The organism is Neobacillus sp. NPDC097160 (assembly GCF_044762155.1).
Taxonomy (GTDB): domain Bacteria; phylum Bacillota; class Bacilli; order Bacillales; family Cytobacillaceae; genus Neobacillus.
In genome coordinates this window covers 190190-211897 of record NZ_JBIWDU010000004.1, presented here as the reverse complement: position 1 = coordinate 211897, position 21708 = coordinate 190190, and the positions used below count along the sequence as shown (strand labels likewise).

The window sequence follows — 21708 nt, the reverse complement described above, 5'->3', positions numbered from 1 at the left end:
ACCAAAACTAGTCCATTACTCCCACCCATAAAGCCAGTCGCAAGACTGGCTCAACAAACTTTCTATCAGATTTGATGACCACTTTTTAATAAGATCCGTATAGGTAACTTCCACTGACCACATTTTCCGCCAAAACACCCTCCACCACCACACCACCCATCAAAACAACAACAAAAAACCCCTCCAACCAGCACAATAAATTGCACTGACCGGAGGGGTCCTCTATTTTTCCAAAAAAATCATTAAAATTTTCTTTCCGATACGGCGAGGCGATTGATGGCACGCTGCAGGGCGAGCTCCGCACGTTTGAAATCGATATGATCGAGTTTGTGATCATGCAAACGCTGTTCTGCACGTTCCTTCGCTCGTTGGGCACGTTCCACATCAATATGAGATGCAGTCTCCGCCGATTGAGCAAGAATCGTCACTTGATCTGGACGAACTTCTAAAAATCCGCCACTGACCGCGACTAAATCCGTCTTGCCCTCTTTCTTGAGACGTACGGCACCAATTTCGAGCGGAGCAACCATCGGAATGTGACCAGGTAAAATTCCCAGCTCACCACTTTGAGCCTTGGTACTAACCATTTCCACATCTGAATCATACACCGGGCCATCGGGAGTAACAACACTGACTTTAATCGTCTTCATTTTTTACCCTCCTGGCTCGTTTAAACTTCAACACCCATACGTTTTGCAGCCTCGACCACTTCTTCAATCCGTCCAACAAGACGGAATGCATCTTCCGGAAGGTGGTCATATTTGCCGTCAAGGATTTCTTTGAAGCCTTTAACTGTTTCTTTTACAGGAACATAAGATCCCGGCTGACCAGTGAACTGTTCAGCCACGTGGAAGTTCTGTGATAGGAAGTTTTGGATACGGCGTGCACGAAGCACGACTAACTTATCATCATCAGAAAGTTCATCCATACCAAGAATCGCAATGATATCCTGTAACTCGCGATATTTTTGTAAGGTTGATTGTACTTGGCGGGCAATCTCATAATGCTCTTCGCCAACGATTTCAGCTGACAATGCACGAGAAGTCGAAGCAAGCGGGTCAACCGCTGGGTAGATCCCCATCTCAGAAAGCTTACGCTCAAGGTTTGTTGTCGCATCTAAGTGAGCGAAAGTTGTTGCCGGAGCCGGGTCCGTATAGTCATCGGCTGGTACATATATCGCTTGGATCGATGTTACAGAACCTTTATTCGTAGACGTAATCCGCTCTTCTAATTTACCCATTTCAGTAGCAAGTGTTGGCTGGTATCCAACCGCTGAAGGCATACGGCCTAATAGGGCAGAAACCTCAGAACCTGCTTGTGTGAAACGGAAGATATTATCAATGAACAATAACACGTCTTGTCCTTGCTCATCACGGAAATATTCAGCCATTGTTAAACCAGTCAGGGCAACACGCATACGCGCACCTGGCGGCTCGTTCATTTGTCCGAATACCATCGCCGTTTGCTTGATAACGCCTGAATCCGTCATTTCGTGGAAAAGGTCGTTCCCTTCACGAGTACGCTCACCAACACCAGCGAAAACGGAAATACCGCTGTGCTCTTGGGCGATGTTATTGATTAATTCTTGGATTAATACGGTTTTACCTACACCTGCACCACCAAAAAGGCCGATTTTTCCACCTTTAATATATGGTGCAAGAAGGTCAACTACCTTAATACCTGTTTCAAGAATTTCTACCTCAGTAGATAATTGTTCAAATGTTGGTGCTTCGCGGTGAATGGAATCACGGCGGGCACTTACAGGCACATCTTCCTTCAAGTCAATGGCCTCACCTAATACGTTAAAAACACGACCAAGTGTGACGTCACCAACCGGTACCGAAATCGGCGCACCCGTATCTTCTACTTCTATACCGCGAGTTAAACCATCAGTGGAAGACATCGCGATCGTACGAACTGTATCATCACCTAAATGAAGGGCTACTTCAAGGGTTAAGTTGATTTCAACTTCTGATCCAGTACGCGCATTATTAACGACTTTCAATGCGTTATAGATCTCAGGCAGCTGACCGCTTTCGAACTTTACGTCAACAACCGGACCCATAATCTGAAGAACGCGTCCTTTGTTCATCATGTTCCCTCCTTGCTTACTCTTTGTTCCTATTCTAATGCTGCGGCACCGCCAACGATTTCTGTGATTTCTTGGGTAATCGCTGCTTGACGGGCGCGGTTGAAGACTAATGTATAATGATTAATTAATTCTTTTGCGTTATCCGTTGCGTTTCTCATTGCTGTCATCCGGGCAGCATGCTCACTAGCTTTACTGTCGAGAAGCGCTCCGTAAATTAAGCTCTCCGCATATTGTGGCAGGAGAACTTCCAAAATTTCTTCTGCAGATGGCTCAAATTCATAGGAAATGAGCTTGTGAGAAGTGGATAAATCCGATAATGGAAGCAGCTTCTTCTCGGTAACTTCCTGTGAAATCGCACTTTGATAATGATTGTAAAAGACATATAATTCATCGAATTGGCCGTCTGCAAACATCCCAACCGTACTGCGGGTAACGTCTTGGATGTCGGCAAAGTTTGGCTGCGCCGGAAGTCCGGTCATCTCAAGGACAACATTCATTCCGCGCTTTGAAAAATAATCACGGGCCATGCGTCCGATTGCAATAATTGCGAACTCATCATTCGATTTATGACGACTTTGGATTGTTTGGTGCACTTTACGAATGACGTTACTGTTGAACGCACCCGCAAGTCCTGAGTCAGAAGTCATCACAATATAACCCGTCTTTTTCACTGGACGGGACGTGAGCATGGGATGAATAACTCCGCCTGAGCCGATAGCAATCGATGCCGTTACCTCTTGGATTTTTTCCATGTATGGTACAAATGCTTTTGCATTCATCACGGCGCGATTCCATTTCGCAGCAGAGGTCATTTCCATTGCCTTTGTGATTTGACTCGTCTTTTTCGTTGAATTAATACGAGTTTTTATCTCGCGTAATGAAGCCATAGGTTCTCACCACCCTCATTCAAAGAATGTGCGGCTATGAACGCGCGCGCAACGCTGAACGATGCCGCCGCGCGGTCATAGCCATATCTACTGTCAGACCCTATTATTCGCTAACTGCAAACGTCTTTTTAAAGTCGTTGATTGCAGAAGCCATATCGTCATCAGAAGGAAGATCCTTCGTTTTTGTAATATGGTCTAACAACTCTTTGCGGTTGTGGTCTAACCAATTATGGAATTCTGATTCAAATCGGCGGATATCCTCTAATGGAATATTATCAAGGAAACCGCGTGTTAATGCGTAAAGAATGGCTACTTGCTTTTCAACAGAAATCGGTTTGTGAAGATCTTGTTTTAACACTTCTACTGTACGGGCACCACGGTTAAGTTTTGCCTGTGTAGCCTTATCAAGATCAGAACCGAACTGTGAGAATGCCTCTAATTCACGGTAAGATGCAAGGTCAAGACGCAATGTACCTGCGACTTTTTTCATCGCTTTGATTTGCGCCGATCCACCTACACGTGATACGGAAAGACCTGCGTTGATCGCCGGACGAACACCGGAGAAAAATAGGTCTGATTGTAAGAAAATTTGTCCGTCTGTGATGGAAATAACGTTTGTTGGGATATAAGCAGAAACGTCGCCTGCTTGTGTCTCAATGAACGGTAATGCAGTGATTGAACCAGCGCCTAAAGTGTCGTTGATTTTCGCTGCACGCTCAAGTAAACGGGAGTGCAAGTAGAATACATCCCCTGGATAGGCTTCACGACCTGGAGGACGACGAAGTAATAGGGAAAGTTCACGGTATGCAGCCGCTTGTTTTGATAAATCATCATACACGATTAATACGTGTTTACCGTTGTACATAAATTCTTCAGCCATCGAAACACCCGTATACGGTGCTAAGAAAAGAAGCGGAGCTGGCTGTGATGCAGAAGCTGTTACAACGATTGTGTAGTCTAATGCGCCAAATTTACGAAGGGACTCAACCGCAGCACGTACTGTTGATTCCTTCTGACCAATGGCCACATAGATACAGATCATGTCTTGACCTTTTTGGTTCAAAATCGTATCAATTGCAACAGATGTTTTACCTGTTTGACGGTCACCGATGATTAACTCACGCTGGCCGCGGCCGATTGGCACTAGGGCATCAATCGCTTTAATACCCGTTTGTAATGGCTCATGAACGGATTTACGCGCCATAACACCAGGAGCAACTGCTTCTACTGGGCGGGTCTTCGTTGTGTTAATAGGACCCATTCCATCAACTGGTTGGCCTAATGAGTTTACAACACGTCCGATTAAGGCTTCACCTACGGGAACTTCCATGATGCGGCCTGTACGGCGAACCTCATCACCTTCACGAATTTCGGTGAAAGGTCCAAGGATGATAATACCGACGTTATTTTCTTCAAGGTTTTGTGCCATACCCATAACGCCGTTTGAAAATTCAACAAGTTCTCCGGCCATACAATTGTCGAGGCCGTGAACACGAGCGATACCGTCACCAACGGAGATAACTGTACCGACATCTGTCACTTGAATTTCTGCCTGATAGTTTTCAATCTGCTTTTTTATCAGGGCACTGATTTCTTCAGCTTTGATGCTCATGAGTTTCACCCCTAATCTTATCGAATCTTAACTTAACAATTTACGTTCTAAACGATCGAGCTTGCCGCGCAAACTGCCGTCATATATACGATTTCCAATGCGAAGCTTTACGCCTCCAAGCAAATTGGAATCCACGATATTTTCAATTTTTAGCGATTTCTTGCCAATTTTTGCAGCAAATACAGAAGACAGTGCGCTGCGCTCAGCATCTGTTAAAGCACGTGTGCTTGTAACTACCGCTTCAGCAATCCCCATTTCTTCATTTGCCAGTTCTAGAAATTCATTTGCCACGTTGACAATTTCGTTTTCGCGATGGCGGTCGATTAAGATCAACAGTGTATTGCGTACATATACACTTACTGAAGCAAAAGCCTGTGTGATGATCTCCTTTTTCCTTTCAATCGAAAGCTTAGAAGATTTCAAGACAGCTTTTAATTCAAGGTTATATTGTACAACTTCCTTCACTACACGAAGTTCTTCTTCTATTACTCCAAGAAGCTGCTGCTCTCGTGCAATTTGTAAAAGAGCCAACGCGTAGCGTTTTGCTACCATAGAGCTACTCATCGGCCTTCTCCTGCCTCTTGAATATATTGGTTAATGAGTTGTTCTTGATCCGCTGCACTCAATTCTTTCTCAATTACTTTAGAGGCAATTAAGACAGACAAGGATGCAACTTGTTCACGAATAGCGGCAACCGCTTTTTCTTTTTGCTGCTCGATTTCAAGCTTAGCTGATTCTTTAAGACGCTCAGCTTCGCCACGGGCTGTGGCAATGATTTCTTCACGCTGCAAGTCGCCTTGCTTTTTCGCTGATTCGATCAAGCCTTGTGCATCTGTACGTGCTTCTTTTAAAAGAGAACGCTGTTCTTCTAATAGTTTCTTCGCTTCTTGACGGCTGTTTTCCGCTGCAGAAATTTCATTTGCCACATGTGCTTCACGTTCTTTCATAATGCCCATTAACGGACCCCATGCGAACTTCTTCAACAATGCCATCAAGATGATAAACATGATTAATTGGAATACAATATCACCAGTATTGATAAACGCGTGTTCCGCTGCTGTGCCTAATACAAGACTGCTTGTTAACACCTCGGGTTCACTCCCTTCAAGAGTCGTTCAAAACAAATATATCAATCAAATAATTTTCAAAATCATGATGGTGCCTGTCACCCTTACTACCATTATCCTGATGAATACATGCAGAATGGTGCCTGTCACCCTTTTCAATATTGCCCTGATGAATATAGACATAAACGAATGGCGAAGGTTCTCATGGAAATGATCTTCGCCATTTTTTGAACGTCTATTGGTTAATATTATTTACCTTGAACCATGAACGCGATAACAACCGCGATGATTGGAATCGCCTCAACTAACGCAACCCCGATGAACATTGTTGTTTGAAGCATACCACGAGCTTCTGGTTGACGAGCGATACCTTCAACTGTACGAGATACGATAAGACCGTTACCGATACCAGCACCTAGTGCTGCTAAACCGATTGCAATTGCTGCTGCTAAAAGACCCATTTGTAATTTTCCTCCTTAAAATGTATAAAAATTTTTATTTTTTTGTCCATAAAATGAACGATTATATTAATGGTCGCTGCTCACTTTGTGAGACAAGTACACCATTGTTAACATGGTAAAGATAAATGCCTGGATAGCGCCGACAAAGACTGAGAAGCCTTGCCATGCCAGCATCGGTAAGATTGCGGCTAAATGCCCGCCCACACCGGTTGCCAACCCGCCTGCAAGTAATCCTAAAAGAATTTCACCCGCATAAATGTTCCCGTAAAGACGCAGACCAAGTGTTAGAGTATTGGCAAACTCTTCAATAATTTTGATTGGGAACATGAACCAAAACGGTTTAAAGAATTCCTTCCCGTATGCAGCCGTTCCTCTCATTTTTACCCCATAAAAATGTGATAAACCTACTACTAATACGGCAAGTGTTAATGTTACAGCTGGATCGGCAGTTGGTGATTTCCACCAAAGTTCACCGTTAATTACAACTGAAAACGGTAATCCAACCATATTGGCAACAAAGACATACATCATAATGGTAATCCCAAGAACATGGAATCGTCCGCCGTCTTTCCAATCCATCGTGCTGTTTATAATGTTCTTAACAAAATCCATGACCCATTCCATAAAGTTTTGGATGCCTGTTGGCTTCATGGCAAGCTTTCGAGTAGATAGGACCGCAATTAGAAAAACAATGACAGAGGCAACGGTGATCATCAACACGTTCCCCATGTTAAAATACAGCCCCATAAATTCAACTATATGTGCTCCGTGTTCCAACAATATTCACCTCGCTTCCCCGCTATTTATGTATTTGCAAAGAATGTATAAAAAAATCTATCATAATGACAATATAGGATGTCATTAACCCTATAACCACACTAATGAGGTGAAGATGCTCCGGATACCTCATTGAAACAACCACGGCCAGCGCACCCGTCGCAAACCGTGAAAAAGATCCGAGTGATCGTACCTTTTTCCCTTGTGAAATCGAATCACCAAACTGCTTCATCTTTCGTACCATTAACCACAAATTAAAGAGGCTCAAACTTGTCCCAAAAACCAATCCCAGAAAGATTGTTTGATAAGACGTGAACCCCCAGCCGAGTACGTAAATAGCCAATAAAAAAAACATCCATCTTCGCTGTCTTGAAAACATTAAATGAAGTTCCGGCATGGTTGGTTAATCTCCTGAAAAGAAATGACGGATCGGTTGTATTCATGGGATAAATACTGCCGTAAGACCAACGAACAATCCGATTATTAAGAAAATTGGTTCTGTACCCCAATAATGATCCAACAAACCATCTTCCTGAAAATTTAGCGATAGTGTGGCTCCCACCAGTTGTGAGAGATTGCGGACGTTTGGGACAAAAGCCTTAACTGAATTGCGGTCTTTTTGCATCCTATTCTCCCAAACTTTAAAGAGAATTTGCAACGGACTTGAGGTTTTTGGGATCAATAATAGACGCTATTTTCGACAGGTAAATCCTATTTGAAAATAATGAAAACCCTATCATTCACACCCTTTGTTAGCATACAATAGGCACCCTTCAATGTCAATGAATTTACGTGAATTAATCCACAAACAATTCCCGAAATTTCTTCCATTTAAAAATTTATGTTTACACTATCATTGTATTGTAAATTTCTAACGTTTTTAGTCGATTTTGTGTCTATTTTGTGAACTTTAATCTGCCGTTAATCATATTCTAATTCAATTTTAATGAAACGGGCTAGGAGGGCAATCTGTTTCAGCTACTCTTCTTTCTTCTCAATCCCAATCATCGTCTCGATAAAATCCTCCTTGCCCGCCTTTTTGGCAAAAACTTTCACAAGATAGGTCCCTTCTGCCGGCAGCTCCTCAGCAGGGATGGTCTTGCGGATCGTTCCCTTTTTTACATTAGTCAGCGTATCTAAAAAGCCAACAAAGCGGTAATCCTCCGGGTTAAACAAGGCAATCCCAAATTCCTCTGCCCCGCCAGGCAAATACACCTCGTAGCGGTACTCCCCCGGTTTGTCCCCTGCCGCAAACTCGAATCCCATCACCCGCGGGTATCCCGGCTCCTCGAGCACATACAAATACGGAAGCTGAATCGTCCTCGATCCGGCCTGCAAACTTAAAAAGCCATCATGGATCTTCCCCTTAAAAACCTTTGGGTCCACCATTAACTCCACCGTGATATCCTTTGCTTGCCCCGGCTCCAGGGTAAACGACAGCGGAAACCGCCACGTAAGCCCATCCGTCTCTTTTGGAATAGCAAACGAGTAGCGCTGCCCTTTTTCACTCGTATTTTCAACATGCAAATGTGCTTTATGATTGTCACCCTCAGCGGAAAACTTCCCAAACCGAATGCTGCTCGGTGACACAAGCGATGCAGCCTTGATTGCTTCATCCACTTGGATTCTGCCGGCGCCCTGCTCGTACGTGCGGTAATAGGGCGATTCGGCCGCCTCTCCACGGTTTCCCTCGTTCCGCTTCACCTGAATTTTCGCCGTTCCAGTAAGCGGTTTCGCCGTGTTCATCAACGCCGCCTTGATTTGCTCCGGTGTCCACTCCGGATGCGCCTGTTTGATTAACGCGCACGCCCCCGCCACATGCGGCGCCGCCATGCTCGTCCCCTGCAGACTGAGGTAGCCGCCCGGAACCGTCGAATTAATCGCCACCCCCGGCGCAACAATGTCCGGCTTGATTTCCCACGTCCCCGTCACAGGCCCCCGCGAACTGAAATCCGCCAGCCGGTCCCGTTCTTCATTCACCAAGACTCGCGCCGTCACACTTCGTTTTTTTAATTCTTTTTGTAAAATAACTCCGTCACCCTTCGTGAGTGATCCGACAGGGAGGGTCAGCTGAGTATCGAGGTTTCCCATGAAGCCGCCGCTCATATTATTGTAAATCAGCACCGCTTTAGCGCCCGCATCCAGGGCATTTTTTGCTTTTTCCGAAAACGTCAATGTACCTCTCTTAATGAGGGCAATTTTCCCTTGAACATGTTTGAGCTCACTTTTCCTGCCGATGCCGCCATCCACGAGCTCCAAGGTGCGGTCTATGGCCCATTGGCCAGAGCCTTCTAGCGGCTGGAGGCGGATTTTTTCCCGCATTCCTTCTATTAGTAAAGAAGGGATTTCCATCGTCGGTGTTGACGCGCCGACAGAGATGGCTTTCGAGGCAGTGCCAGGCGAGCCGACCGTCCACACATTCGGTCCGGAATTGCCGGATGCTGCTACCGCAACAATCCCTTTATCGACGGCGCGGTTGAGGGCAAGGCTGATCGGCAGGTCCGGCCCATTGATATCGTTCCCAAGCGACAAATTAACAATATCGACTTTATCTTTGATTGCCTGGTCAATTGCCGCAATCACCTGCTCTGTTGTCCCGCCGCCGCCGGGACCCAGTGCACGGTAAGCAACAATCTTCGCCTCCGGGGCAACGCCTTTGATTTTTCCATTGGCCGCAATAATACCGGCGACATGTGTTCCATGAATGGTCGCTTTTCCTTGTGCAAGAGTTTCCATCGGATCCAGATCGTTGTCGACAAGGTCATGACCGCCGGCAAAATTTCGCTTTAAATCCGGATGGGTGTAATCAACACCGGTATCGATTACGCCGACGGTAATACCTTTTCCAGTGAGCCGTTCATTTTTTTGATCAAAAAAACTGCGCACCGCATCTATGCCAATAATCTTGACACTTTCCTCGGTCTCGGCCTGGTACTGCGTAACGGGCGAAACATTCAGGATTTGTTGTTGCTCCGCCAGTTTGGCGATTGTCTCTGGGCTGGCTTGAATCGAGAAACCATCAATGGCCTCATGGAAAACACGGCGCAGCTTCACATCTTTATACGGTCTAATGAGCTGATTGATTTCCTGCTCGGATTGCGGCTGTTCCAGTAGCACGATCGCGATTGTGTTTTGAGTCGGTTTCGGTATGGGTGGGTGGATGAGTGTTTTAGGAGTTTGAATCGAGAGAAGAATGGCAAGCAGCAATTTCATGTGAGAATTCCCCTTTTTTCACTATCGTTTTCATTGAGAGGGGAAAGTATGCAATTTTTTCTGAAGAAGATGAATACATAGAACCTTTCTACGTTACCTTTGATTCCTTTTTTCACTCGGTTCGGGCACGTAGAACCACTCTACGTTACCTTGACTCCCTTTTTCGCACGGTTCCGACACGTAGAACCCTCTTAAGACGCTGCTCCCATCAAAAAAAGCCGAGCGGCACTCACTCGACTTTCCCCAAAAACTTATTTCGTTCCAAATAACCGATCGCCGGCGTCGCCCAGGCCGGGCACGATGTAGCCATGGTCGTTTAGCTTCTCATCCAAGGCGGCGATGTAAATATCAACGTCAGGATGCTCTGTTTTTACTGCTTCGACGCCTTCCGGTGCAGCAATCAAGCACATGAATTTGATATGTTTCGCTCCGCGTTTTTTCAAAGCATGTATTGCATCAATCGCAGAACCGCCAGTCGCCAGCATCGGATCGACGACGATGAAGTCACGCTCTTCCACATCACTTGGCAGCTTCACATAGTATTCCACAGGCTTTAACGTTTCCGGGTCACGGTATAATCCAACATGACCAACCTTCGCAGCCGGAATACATTTCAACATTCCGTCTACCATGCCAATTCCTGCCCGTAAAATCGGAACCAACCCCAACTTTTTCCCAGAAAGAACCTTTGATTTTGTTTTGCATACCGGTGTTTCAATCTCGATATCTTCAAGCGGCATATCCCTTGTGATTTCAAACGCCATCAATGTTGCCACTTCGTCGACGAGCTCGCGGAACTCCTTTGTTCCTGTATTTATATCCCGTATGTACGTAAGCTTGTGTTGGATCAGTGGATGGTCGAAGACGTATACCTTTGCCACAATAATCGCCCCTTTTTAAAAATTTAATCATGCATTCGTCTCATTTTACAGAAAAAAAAGCCGTTGAGCAACTCGCGACTCCAAGAAGATATAAAAAAACTTGCCGACAAATGCCGGCAAGTTTCACCTATGCAGCCCTATTACTCAATTCCGGCTCTTTGTGATCAACGACGACCGTTAATACGGCACCCGCCATAATGAACACGGCGAAGATGATATTTTTCAAGGAGAAATCGCCGCCTAAGAATATGACATCTAGAAAAATTGCAAAAGCTACGTAAGAAATATTCAGCGACATCGCCCGGACAGGGCCGATCAGCTTGATTGCTTGGTAATAAAATACATAAGAAAGTGTACCGAACAAGGCGATAAGCCCGATAAACCAGAAGGTCTTCGTCGATGCTACCTGTACGGTTAGTGAATGACCGACAAAGATTGGAATGATCAAGACCGCAAAGATCACGGCCGATGTTAATTGGCGGATAAACAAGGCTTGCAGCGGGCTTACCTCATCATCCTTCATCCCGTAAGCCGAAATGACTGACTCCATTCCCCAGCCAAAAATACAAAAGATAATGAAAATAAGACCAATGGAAACCGAGGTTCCCGTAATCAAATCGCCGGAATAGCTGAGGGCAATCGTAAAGCCAATACTGATCAGTAATCCGAGCCAGTTTTTCAACGAAAGTCTGTCCCTTAAGATTAAGAAGGCAAACAAGGCGCCGACTGCCGGAAAAATCGATGAAATCGAAGCCGTAAATGATGCGCCGATTTTCTGTACTGATAGGACATAAAAAGTCATCCCGACAGGTCCGCCAAGTGTTGCCGCGAGCACCACCCACATACCGCTTTTCGTCCTCAGCTTGCGAAAGGACTCGCCGAGCTCGCCTCTGACGGCCATTAAAATCATCATCCACAACGACGAGAAACTATCATGTAAAAACGTGCTTAGCAATGGAGCTGCCAAGACAATATCGCTAAATTTTAAAAAGGTTGTCGAGGACAGGGCATAACCGATCAAAATCGTGTCAATCGCCCATGTCAATCCTGCCCCGAGCCCGATGGCAACGCCCTTCGGATTAAATTTTTCCAAGTTGGGAGGTCTCCTTAAACTGAATTTGGTATTCCTGTAAATGTTGTTGTGCACGGGTAAACCGATTCAGCGCGTAGGAACCAAAATCTTCTCCGCCCGCTTCTTTCATTAGCGCCCAGATGGTCCAAAGGAAATCTAGGAAAATCTTGTTCAATAACAGCTGCTGACGACTTTCTGTCGTCATCGTTCCCTTGAAATAATGGAGCAAGAACAGCTTTTCCTCTGCAGGAGACAATTCAGCCTCAATAATATAGGCAGCCACATCCCATAGCGGGTCGTTCATGCCGGAAAATTCCCAGTCAATCAGGAACATTTTCTCCTCCCCGCTTTTGACGAAGTTTTCGGCAAGCGGGTCGTTATGGCAGGGAACAAGCGGTATGTTTAGCGATTTGTAGTACTCCTCAAGCTCGAGCACCTGCTGTTTTACCACGTCATGGGCATCAAACACGGCACCGTTTAAATCGGCTAAAATCGTTTCGTACTCGGTGATTTTTTCAAAAACATCGAATCTGGCCTGAAAGGTTTCGCCTGATGTATGGAGGCGATTAAAGATTCCCGCCACCTGGATCAGGTTATCCTCTCTTGTCCCTGTCTTCGGATTCAGTGTTTCGGCATTTGGGATAAACGTGACAATTTTCAAGCCGGTTTTTTCATTGAAATAAATGACCTCCGGATTGATACCAAGGTTGCTGGTGATTTCCGAGTTGACTTTTTCATCCTGACGATTGATATATTGCTCCGTTCCTTTTCCGGGGATTCTGGCAGCGTACTCTTGATCGCCAACGGTCACCTTGTAATTGCGGTTTGTCAGTCCGCCAAGTACCTCAACAGATGTTACCTCATCAATCGTAATATTCAAGGCGCCCGCAATGGTTTGTTTCAATTCCCGTTCCTTAAAATCAGCCTCTTTCCGCATCAGCATCGGGTAAAACTTATCGACCACTTTAAAATGATGCTCGTAGCTGTCCATTTCCGCCCAGACAAGGTCAGGGATTTTATAAAAGCCAACATTGATAATCCTTGATACATCCAAAAGGACATATTCATAATTCACATATGGGTTTTTATTGTTGGCAAACAATTGCAGCATTTCTTGGTAAACTTCATAGGAAAACTTGGTTATGCCGGTCATTTCCCCATCGATTCGATTGAGCTGGTGAATGTCTTTGGAGATTTTGTAAAGATAATCATTTTGAATTTCAATAAAAGCCTCATCGCCTGAGCCGCTTTCTTTTGTGACTAGAAGACAATCGCGTTCCTCTCGGTTCAACAGCTCGGTGACCGCATTTTCTTCAATCAGAATATCATCCTCGACCAGGATAAAATCATCGGTAATTAGTTGTGACGCCGCGGCAAGAGAGGCCATGCTTCCCGTCCAAAGATACCGTGGGTTTTCAACAAAATGAATTGCCCGGTTATCTTTTAAAGACTTGAATTCGGCAAATGCCTCCTTTTTATAGCCGATCACGATGATAATTTTTTCAATGCCATTATTCTCAAGGATGCCGATCGTTCTTTCTAACAGAGTGGTATCCTTGATCGGCAGCAAGCAGGCCGGCTGATCAAATTCTGCTTTTTCGCCGGCTGCTAAAATAACAGCCTGCTTAACTACCTTTCTTTCATTACTATGCAGGGTGACCTTCGTCACTTGCAGCTGGTCTAATTCCCTTTTTAAAAATTCCTTGCCTTTATCGGTGACTTCATAACGGTAGATTCTGCCTTCTTTATTGATAACAATCATATGTTCTTCAGCCAGTTGATTTAATGTGTAATTCACCTTTCCCACTGAAAGGTTCGTTAATTTCGCTAAATATCTTTGTGAAGCGTTGGCGTTTTTTGTTAGTGCCTCTAATAACTGAAATTGATACATTCTTGAATCGCGCTCCTCGATGTTCAATTTTTGAACAATCGAATCGTATCATATATTTTTAGCTCTGTATATAAAAAATTTACAAAAATTTAACCTTTTCTTTACAATTTTCCAAAAAAAAAATCGACCCTCGTCAGATGAGGGTCGATTTGCTAAAAATTAGTATTCTGGATATAGAGTAAATTTGCTTGTTAATGCTTCAACGCGTCCTCGCGCCTCTTCAAGTTTGGCTTCGTCTTCATGATTTTTCAATGTGAAGGCGATGATGGAGGCGATTTCGTCCATTTCTTCTAAACCAAAGCCGCGGCTGGTGACTGCTGCCGTACCGATGCGGATGCCACTAGTGACAAACGGGCTTTGCGGATCAAATGGAATCGTATTTTTGTTCACGGTAATGCCGATTTCATCCAAGACTTTTTCCGCAACCTTACCGGTTAAGTTAAGTGTTTGGACATCGACCAACAGCAAGTGGTTATCGGTTCCGTCAGAAACAAGCTTTAAGCCTTCTTTTTGCAGGCTCTCTGCTAAGCGCTTGGCGTTCTCGATGATGTTTCCAGCATATTCTTTAAAGCTGGGCTGCAGTGCTTCGCCGAAAGCAACGGCCTTCGCAGCGATTACGTGCATTAGCGGGCCGCCTTGAATGCCAGGGAAGATGGATTTATCAATCTTCTTGCCAAATTCCTCTTTGCACAGAATCATCCCGCCACGTGGACCCCTTAAGGTTTTATGTGTAGTCGTGGTAACGAAATCAGCGTATGGCACTGGATTTTGGTGCAGGCCTGCGGCCACAAGACCGGCGATGTGGGCCATATCCACCATTAGGTACGCGCCAACTTCATCAGCGATTTCGCGGAATTTCGCAAAGTCAATCTCGCGCGGGTAGGCGCTGGCACCGGCCACGATTAACTTTGGCTTGTGTGTCAGTGCTTTTTCGCGAACGTCTTCATAATTGATGCGGTGGGTCGTTTCATCCACGCCATATTCAACGAAGTTATATTGAATACCGCTAAAGTTAACGGGGCTGCCGTGTGTTAAGTGACCGCCGTGGGAGAGGTTCATACCTAGGACAGTATCGCCTTGCTCAAGGATGGTGAAGTAGACAGCCATATTCGCCTGTGCTCCTGAATGCGGTTGCACGTTCACATATTCCGCACCGAAAATTTCCTTCGCACGGTCGCGAGCGAGGTCTTCGACCACATCGACATATTCACATCCGCCATAATAGCGGCGGCCCGGATAGCCTTCTGCATATTTATTGGTTAAAACAGACCCCTGTGCTTCCATAACTGCTTCACTTACAAAGTTTTCTGAGGCAATAAGTTCGATTTTCGAGCGCTGACGGCCTAATTCCTGCTGAATCGCTTTAAAGACCTGCTCGTCCGCTTGAGACAAATACTTCATGATAAATCCCCCTTTTATGTACAAAATACAAACAATTAGAAAATTCCCTCTTTATAATAGCACGTTTTTTGGTGCCTGACACCCTTAATAACCTTCCGATAGGAGAATTGGTGCCTGTCACCCTTTTTAACCCACCGATAGGAGAATTGGTGCCTGTCACCCTTTGCACTATGTGCAGCTTAGATGTTCGGTTTCTTTTTCGTAGACGGCTCTGGCGCCGCCGATTAGTTTTGGCCGTACTTTTGCCAGGGTGACGTAGGCATGGCCGACGGTTTTTTGTGTGACGCGAACAGGAACGGCGACATGTTTCAGGTGCATGCCAATCAATGTGTGGCCGATGTCGATCCCAGCGTCCGCCTTCACGAACTCTACTACGACTGCATCGTCCATGTTCGCAAAAGCATGTGTGGCCATAGCTCCGCCTGCTTTCCTGACGGGAACGACGGAAACCTCATCGAAACCGCGGGCGGCAGCAACCGATCGTTCGATGACCAATGCCCTGTTTAAGTGTTCGCAGCATTGGAAGGCCAAATGTATGCCAGTTTCGTCACGAAGCTTTTTCAGTTGGCCAAAGATCATCTCTGCTACTTCAAGGGTTCCAGACGTTCCGATTCGTTCACCCATGACCTCGCTTGTGCTGCAGCCGACAACCATCAGCTGCCCTGGCTTAAAAGCGGCTTGCTCTTTGAATTCAGTTACGATCGTTTCTAGCTCTTTTTCCCATTCGTGAATCATCAGCCTCGACCTTCCTTTTAAAAAGAAAATTTAAGAGTGCTTATTTTCATATTCCGTAATTTTTCCAACACGACCTGCATGACGGCCGCCCTCATATTCCCCTGTCAGCCAGATTTCGGCGATATCCCGCGCTAATCCCGGGCCAATGACGCGCTCACCCATGGCAAGCATGTTCGAATCGTTATGGGCACGCGTCGCTTTTGCGCTAAACGTATCATGTACAAGGGCACAGCGGATGCCTTTCACTTTGTTGGCAGCAATGCTCATGCCGATTCCCGTTCCACAAATCAAAATTCCTCTATCAAACTCACCGCTCGCTACCTTTTCTGCAACAGGCAGCGCGTAATCTGGATAATCCACCGATGTTTCACACTCGCAGCCGAAATCCACATAGTCAATCTGTAATTCCTTAAGTAAATTGGCGATTTCTTTGCGAATATGGATCCCGCCATGGTCGGATGCTAAAGCCACTTTCATGTAAAATTCCTCCTGTTCCTTTTACAAAAATATGCTTTCATTTTGACACACTGTTCTATAAATATAAAGTTTCTACTACAAAAAAATAATTGCTCCCTTTTTAAAGAGAGCATAGATTTGATACAGCTTATTGCCTCGCCTCACGGCTTCGATTACTTTTTTCAGCAGTACTGCTACTCAAACTTTATGTTTCCAGCTGCACCGGCGCCAGCCTTCGTTTTTCAAAATCGCCTCGTGCCGATTTCACCTACGATTTAAATATTTCTATCGCCTTATCAATTAATTCATTTAACTCGCGATAGGTTGCCTCATACATCCCCAAACTCCCGCCGTATGGATCGACAACATCGTGATTGAATGGTTCGCCGGTGTATTCCTTTAAGGTAAACAGTTTTACAACAGCTTGAGGAAATTGCTGCTGGATTGCAAATTTGTGGGCGGATGTCATCGTTAAAATGAGGTCTGCCCATTCCACCTCAGCACCTTTTAACAGGCTTGAACGATGGTTATGCGAAATCTTGTTGTCATCAAGCACCCTCTTTGCATGTGCCGATGCCTCACTGCCGGTTGCGGCATAAATTCCTGCCGACTTTACCTCGATTCCATCGATGTGCTTCTCGTTCAAAATTGCTTCGGCCATTGGACTCCTACATGTATTTCCCGTACATACAAACAAAATGCGCTGCACTGTATTCGCCCCCTTTCCTCCTATTATAGAACAATTTCAGTTAATTCCAACCGTTCCATTCGTCCCCTTTTGAAAAAGCCCCCTTCCGAACAAAACGAAAGAAGGCCATTTGCAATCGAGATTTGATGCCGTGAATTGGTGCCTGTCACCTTTAATAACCCCGCGATAGGAGAATTGGTGCCTGTCACCCTTAATAACCCAACTATAGGGGAATTGGTGCCTGTCACCCTTAACTACTTAACGGTAGGTGATAGCTTGTTTGCCCATTTGTTCCCAGCCGCGTTTGAAGGCGCTGATGGCTACTTTGCGGTTTTTGGTTACGGACAGCGGGTCGTTGAAATAGATGTATTGGCTGTCATAGCCGGTAACGAGGACACTGTGTTCCTTATAAGTAATCGAAATTTTCCCAGCAGGTGTATTCCACGTCTCCCAATATTGTGATGGGACGGTGTCGTACCATGAGGTTACAATCACCCATACAGGCTTGCCATTATTTAAATGCTTGTAAATTTCTTCAAAGTTTGAACCGGTAAAATCAATCACACGATTTGGCAAGTATTTTTCAGCCAGTTCAGCAATTGGCCCGTGGTAAACACCAAGCCCCGGCTTACTAAAGGTATACATATCGCCGACAAAGCCTGAATATGGATTTCCAAAGTATACTTGTCCATTTGCTTTTGAATAGGGTGTCGGGTCTCTCCGCACCTGTGACGCTAACGTCATTTTATCTGCCTGCACACCGGCATCCTGCAGCAGCATCGCAAGCGATGTAACTTCACAGCCGCGCGGCAGCTCAGGCATTTGGGCGATCAATGGAGCATCCAGCTGGACCCCTGAAACAGCACCACTGCCGCCAAGATCATACCAATCCGAGCCGCTTTGAAGCCAACCGGTTTTCATCGTGCCATCTGAATTAAGGTAGTACCATTTCACACCGTCAAGTAACCAGCCGGTGGCCATGGCACCTGAACCGTTGAGGTAATACCACTTGCCGCCATTATAGAGCCAGCCTGTCTGCATTGCCCCGCTGCCGTTAAAATAATACCAACGATCGGAGACTTTCACCCAGCCTGCCGCCATCACGCCGCTGTCTGTGAGGTAATACCATTTTCCATTATCGTAGAGCCAGCCCGTCTGCATCACTCCACTGCTATTTAAATAATACCAACGGTTGGAAGCCTTCACCCAACCTGCCGCCATAGCTCCTGAATCATGAAGGTAATACCACTTGCCTGCATCAAGCACCCAGCCGGTAGCCATAACGCCCGAGCCATCAAGGTAGTACCATTTATTTTTGTCGTAAAGCCAGCCCGTCTGCATCGCCCCGCTATTTTTTAAAAAATACCACTTGCCCTGATTAAAGAACCAGCCCGTCTGCATGGCGCCTGTCTGATCAAGATAATAGCGGTTTCCGTTATCGGTGATCCAGCCTGTTAGCCTTTCGCCATTTTGCCCATAGTAGTACCAATGGCCGCTCTCTTCGACCCATCCAGCTACGGTTACCTCTAGAGAATATGTATTTCCTGACCCATCATCCGCCGTTATTTTCAGAATGGTGTTTGCCGGCTGCTTCGGTATTAATGCCCCGAACCTTCCTGCAGTGTCGGCTTGTGTGGAATTAAGAAGGGTTCCCGTCTTGTCTTCCACTTTGACAGTTGCATTCGGGAAAGTAATCCCATTGATGACCGTCGTTTGGTCAGTGACTTTTTCCAATAACTGAATTTGTAATGGGTCATTCGCCGTTCCATTTGTTCCTGCTGTTTCAGCAAATGCAAGCTTTGGAAAAAGAGATTGAGAAATAGCGATCAAAAAAATTAAAAGCATATTCAATAATTTTCGCTGCACCTGTTTACCTCCCCTAAATACGCCTTTATGATTTTAATAGATTGGTATGTTAAAAATTTACCAGCTTCTATTCTACCATATTTAGGCAGGGTTGTTGAAAGGTTCGAGCTCCATTTTCACCAAAAAGGAGCGAGCAGCTTTAAGCCAAAGGCAAGTAAAATTGCGCCGCCAAGGGCCTCACTATAGGTTCCAAGCCAGCTTTGCACCTTTCTTCCAAGCAGCAGACCAGCCCATGTTAGCACGGTTGCTACGATTCCAAAACATATAATCACCATAATCGTTTTAGCTCCGTATATGCCTAATGTCAGGCCCACGGAGAAACTATCAAGGCTCACGCTTAAGGCAAATAATAATAATCCGAAGCCAACTGGCGAAATAACTTTTTCCTCGCCCTTTTTCACGGTCGACCAAACCATTTGCACCCCCAGCAGGATGAGAAGCAAGCCGCCGATAAAGGTCGCAAAGACGCCGAACTTATCTGATAAAAACTTGCCAGCTATTAAGCCTACGAGCGGCATCCAAACATGGAATAAGCCAATCGTAATGCCGATATTAAAAATTTTCTTCATCCGCAGTTTGTACATCCCCATGCCAAGCCCGACCGAGAAGGCATCCATCCCCAGAGCAAATGCCATTAATAAAAGTGTAACCAATTCGCCAACCATCCCTGACACAACCTCCGCCCCCTTGGACTAACTAACCTAAGCATATGCACGTCCAAACAAAATTAGAAGTCACCCGGGCGAAATGGATGGTGGTGCCTTTGGGTTGGTGCCTCTGGGGTTGGTGCCTGTCACCCTTAACCACCTAACGATAGTAGAAAGATAAAAAATGGTGCCTGTCACCCTTAACCACCTATCTATAGTAGATAGAGGATTAACGGTGTCAGGCACCCCCTTTTTTATTCGATTATGAGTTTATTTCCGGCTGCTTTTTGCAGGCGGTTCATGATGGCGTGTCCGACGCCGGTATTCGGAAATATCTCACTAAAGATGATATCGACATTTTCCTGATTGAATCTACGGAGCGTATCATAAAGCGCGGCAGCAACCGTTTCAGGCTCCCCCCGCCTGCCACAGGCCAGCACCAGGTCAGCATCATACCCAGACACGTTCTCTTCCGTCGTAAGCACCCCGACCCTTAGTCCTTCCGATCGTTTTTCCTCTACCAGACGCTGAAGAAATCCCACGGTACCTGACACCATAAAAAGTGGTGCATTCGGCGCATAGTGGCGGTATTTCATCCCCGGGGCCTTTGGCTGGGCCGCCTCATCCGTTAATGCGGCATCCTCCCGAACCTCACCGACAACGGCCTCAAGCTGTTCCTTTGTAACGCCGCCCGGCCGTAAGATGACCGGAATCGTCTCGGTGCAATCAACAACGGTGGATTCGACACCAACCCCAGTTACCCCGCCGTCAAGGACACCGGCAATTTTTCCATTTAAATCATCCAACACGTGCTCGGCGTTCGTTGGGCTCGGTTTTCCTGAGCTGTTGGCGCTGGGAGCCGCAATCGGCAGTCCGCAGCTTTTCAACAGCGCCAGTGCCACCGGATGATCCGGCATCCGCACCGCTACCGTCGCGAGTCCTGCTGTTGCTTTTTCCGACAGGACGCCTGCTTTCTTTTTAAAAATAATCGTCAGCGGCCCCGGCCAAAATGCGTCCATTAACGTTTCAGCCAATGCCGGAACTTCTGCGGCAAATTGCGTCAGCTGCTCCCGCTCCGCAATGTGAATAATTAACGGATTATCCCCAGGCCGCCCCTTTGCCACATAAATTTTTGCTACCGCTTCGTCACTTTCAGCATTGCCGCCAAGGCCGTAAACCGTCTCCGTCGGCAAGGCCACCACTTCATTTTTTCGTAAAAAATTTGCTGCATCCACAACTTGTGGATTATTTTCAAGATTATCCACATACTTATCCACTTTCCATACCATTGTGTTCATAGTTATCCACCTTTATTTCCAATGAGCCTTTTAGCGAAATTTGGCGAATCTAGCCGGAAAGACTCATATTTTTTCACTGAGTACGTTTGAAAGTATAAAAGAAGGTGGGCATAAAAACAAGTTTTATCCACAATTTGTGCATAACTTGCTTGAAAAAGTGGATAACTTTGTGGATATATCCACAACTATAGTGAAAATTTCAAAAATAACGAGTTATCCACATTTAAAACGTGTCGAATATGTTCTGAGTGGTAAAAGTCGGTAGGCAATTGTTCCCGTTCCATCCTCTGAAAGCCCATTAATTCAAAAAACGGCAGTGCTACACTTTTATTAGTTGCCAAAAACAAACTTTTCATCCCTTTTTCCTTTGCCAACTGCACCATCTGATCAAACAGCACGAATATTTCCTTATCAGCTTGTCCAGGTGAAACCACGAGAGAGCGCAGCAGCCCATTTTCCCCAAATGCCTCCATCCCAAGCGACCCCCGGAGCGTGCCGTCCTTATTCTCTAGCAGCAGAAAATAGTCGACTGTTTCATCCGTTAGGCCATCCGTCCCAAGGTTTGCCTTTGAAAGAAACGCGCGCAACCTCCCCAAATCCTGTTTATTTGCCTTGCGAATCAATGTCTGCATCCCATCCACCTCTTTTTAAGATTCTACTCTAT

Annotated in this window: 22 protein-coding genes; all 22 read right to left on the bottom strand. The window is 45.8% G+C overall.

All coding sequences use genetic code 11. From position 1 onward, the window contains the following. Positions 1–242 precede the first annotated feature (242 nt). The 22 genes from ACIQXV_RS07660 to ACIQXV_RS07555 all read right to left on the bottom strand — a co-directional run bounded on the left by ACIQXV_RS07660 (position 243) and on the right by ACIQXV_RS07555 (position 21676). Positions 243–650, bottom strand: a complete 408-nt coding sequence (locus ACIQXV_RS07660) for a F0F1 ATP synthase subunit epsilon (RefSeq protein WP_402957496.1) — start codon at positions 648–650, stop codon at positions 243–245. Positions 651–670: 20 nt separating this feature from the next. Beyond that, the gene (gene atpD / locus ACIQXV_RS07655) at positions 671–2092 is read right to left on the bottom strand and encodes a F0F1 ATP synthase subunit beta (RefSeq protein ID WP_402957725.1); all 1422 of its coding nucleotides are present in this window, start codon (positions 2090–2092) and stop codon (positions 671–673) included. Positions 2093–2121: 29 nt separating this feature from the next. Beyond that, the gene (gene atpG, locus ACIQXV_RS07650; RefSeq protein ID WP_402957494.1) at positions 2122–2979 is read right to left on the bottom strand and encodes an ATP synthase F1 subunit gamma; all 858 of its coding nucleotides are present in this window, start codon (positions 2977–2979) and stop codon (positions 2122–2124) included. Positions 2980–3082: 103 nt separating this feature from the next. Beyond that, positions 3083–4591, bottom strand: a complete 1509-nt coding sequence (atpA, locus tag ACIQXV_RS07645) for a F0F1 ATP synthase subunit alpha (RefSeq protein ID WP_402957492.1) — start codon at positions 4589–4591, stop codon at positions 3083–3085. 27 nt (positions 4592–4618) lie between these two features. Continuing rightward, positions 4619–5155, bottom strand: a complete 537-nt coding sequence (locus ACIQXV_RS07640; RefSeq protein ID WP_402957490.1) for a F0F1 ATP synthase subunit delta — start codon at positions 5153–5155, stop codon at positions 4619–4621. After that, positions 5152–5679 (bottom strand): F0F1 ATP synthase subunit B, encoded by a 528-nt coding sequence (gene atpF, locus ACIQXV_RS07635; RefSeq protein ID WP_402957488.1) that lies wholly within the window; start codon positions 5677–5679, stop codon positions 5152–5154. The genes ACIQXV_RS07640 and atpF overlap by 4 nt, the downstream gene beginning before the upstream one ends. Before the next feature lie 227 nt (positions 5680–5906). Beyond that, positions 5907–6119, bottom strand: a complete 213-nt coding sequence (gene atpE / locus ACIQXV_RS07630) for a F0F1 ATP synthase subunit C (protein WP_007086158.1) — start codon at positions 6117–6119, stop codon at positions 5907–5909. A 66-nt stretch (positions 6120–6185) separates the two neighbouring features. Further along, positions 6186–6896 carry a F0F1 ATP synthase subunit A gene (gene atpB / locus ACIQXV_RS07625; RefSeq protein WP_402957486.1) on the bottom strand — a complete coding sequence of 237 codons (711 nt, stop codon included), beginning with the start codon at positions 6894–6896 and terminating at the stop codon, positions 6186–6188. Positions 6897–6918: 22 nt separating this feature from the next. Beyond that, a complete protein-coding gene (locus ACIQXV_RS07620) occupies positions 6919–7293 on the bottom strand; it encodes an ATP synthase subunit I (RefSeq protein WP_402957484.1) in 375 nt (124 codons plus the stop codon). A gap of 42 nt (positions 7294–7335) precedes the next feature. Then, positions 7336–7521 carry a hypothetical protein gene (locus ACIQXV_RS07615; protein WP_402957482.1) on the bottom strand — a complete coding sequence of 62 codons (186 nt, stop codon included), beginning with the start codon at positions 7519–7521 and terminating at the stop codon, positions 7336–7338. Between the two features lie 353 nt (positions 7522–7874). After that, positions 7875–10109: a S8 family serine peptidase gene (locus tag ACIQXV_RS07610; protein WP_402957480.1), complete on the bottom strand. Its 2235-nt coding sequence runs from the start codon at positions 10107–10109 to the stop codon at positions 7875–7877. A 251-nt stretch (positions 10110–10360) separates the two neighbouring features. Continuing rightward, entirely contained in the window at positions 10361–10990 is a 630-nt protein-coding gene (gene upp, locus ACIQXV_RS07605; RefSeq protein ID WP_166240159.1) for a uracil phosphoribosyltransferase, read from the bottom strand. 127 nt (positions 10991–11117) lie between these two features. Then, a complete protein-coding gene (locus ACIQXV_RS07600) occupies positions 11118–12083 on the bottom strand; it encodes a DMT family transporter (RefSeq protein WP_402957477.1) in 966 nt (321 codons plus the stop codon). Next, positions 12070–13953: a phosphotransferase gene (locus tag ACIQXV_RS07595; RefSeq protein ID WP_402957475.1), complete on the bottom strand. Its 1884-nt coding sequence runs from the start codon at positions 13951–13953 to the stop codon at positions 12070–12072. The genes ACIQXV_RS07600 and ACIQXV_RS07595 overlap by 14 nt, the downstream gene beginning before the upstream one ends. 159 nt (positions 13954–14112) lie before the next feature. Beyond that, positions 14113–15354: a serine hydroxymethyltransferase gene (gene glyA, locus ACIQXV_RS07590; protein ID WP_402957473.1), complete on the bottom strand. Its 1242-nt coding sequence runs from the start codon at positions 15352–15354 to the stop codon at positions 14113–14115. Between the two features lie 168 nt (positions 15355–15522). Beyond that, positions 15523–16089: a TIGR01440 family protein gene (locus ACIQXV_RS07585; RefSeq protein WP_402957471.1), complete on the bottom strand. Its 567-nt coding sequence runs from the start codon at positions 16087–16089 to the stop codon at positions 15523–15525. A 30-nt stretch (positions 16090–16119) separates the two neighbouring features. After that, a complete protein-coding gene (rpiB, locus tag ACIQXV_RS07580) occupies positions 16120–16566 on the bottom strand; it encodes a ribose 5-phosphate isomerase B (RefSeq protein WP_402957469.1) in 447 nt (148 codons plus the stop codon). 247 nt (positions 16567–16813) lie between these two features. Beyond that, a complete protein-coding gene (locus ACIQXV_RS07575; protein WP_402957467.1) occupies positions 16814–17254 on the bottom strand; it encodes a low molecular weight protein arginine phosphatase in 441 nt (146 codons plus the stop codon). A 237-nt stretch (positions 17255–17491) separates the two neighbouring features. Next, a complete protein-coding gene (locus ACIQXV_RS07570) occupies positions 17492–19099 on the bottom strand; it encodes a C39 family peptidase (RefSeq protein WP_402957466.1) in 1608 nt (535 codons plus the stop codon). 116 nt (positions 19100–19215) lie between these two features. After that, a complete protein-coding gene (locus tag ACIQXV_RS07565; protein WP_402957464.1) occupies positions 19216–19773 on the bottom strand; it encodes a manganese efflux pump MntP in 558 nt (185 codons plus the stop codon). Positions 19774–20000: 227 nt separating this feature from the next. Continuing rightward, positions 20001–21044: an L-threonylcarbamoyladenylate synthase gene (locus ACIQXV_RS07560; RefSeq protein WP_402957462.1), complete on the bottom strand. Its 1044-nt coding sequence runs from the start codon at positions 21042–21044 to the stop codon at positions 20001–20003. Between the two features lie 185 nt (positions 21045–21229). Further along, the gene (locus ACIQXV_RS07555; protein WP_402957460.1) at positions 21230–21676 is read right to left on the bottom strand and encodes a GNAT family N-acetyltransferase; all 447 of its coding nucleotides are present in this window, start codon (positions 21674–21676) and stop codon (positions 21230–21232) included. Positions 21677–21708 lie beyond the last annotated feature (32 nt).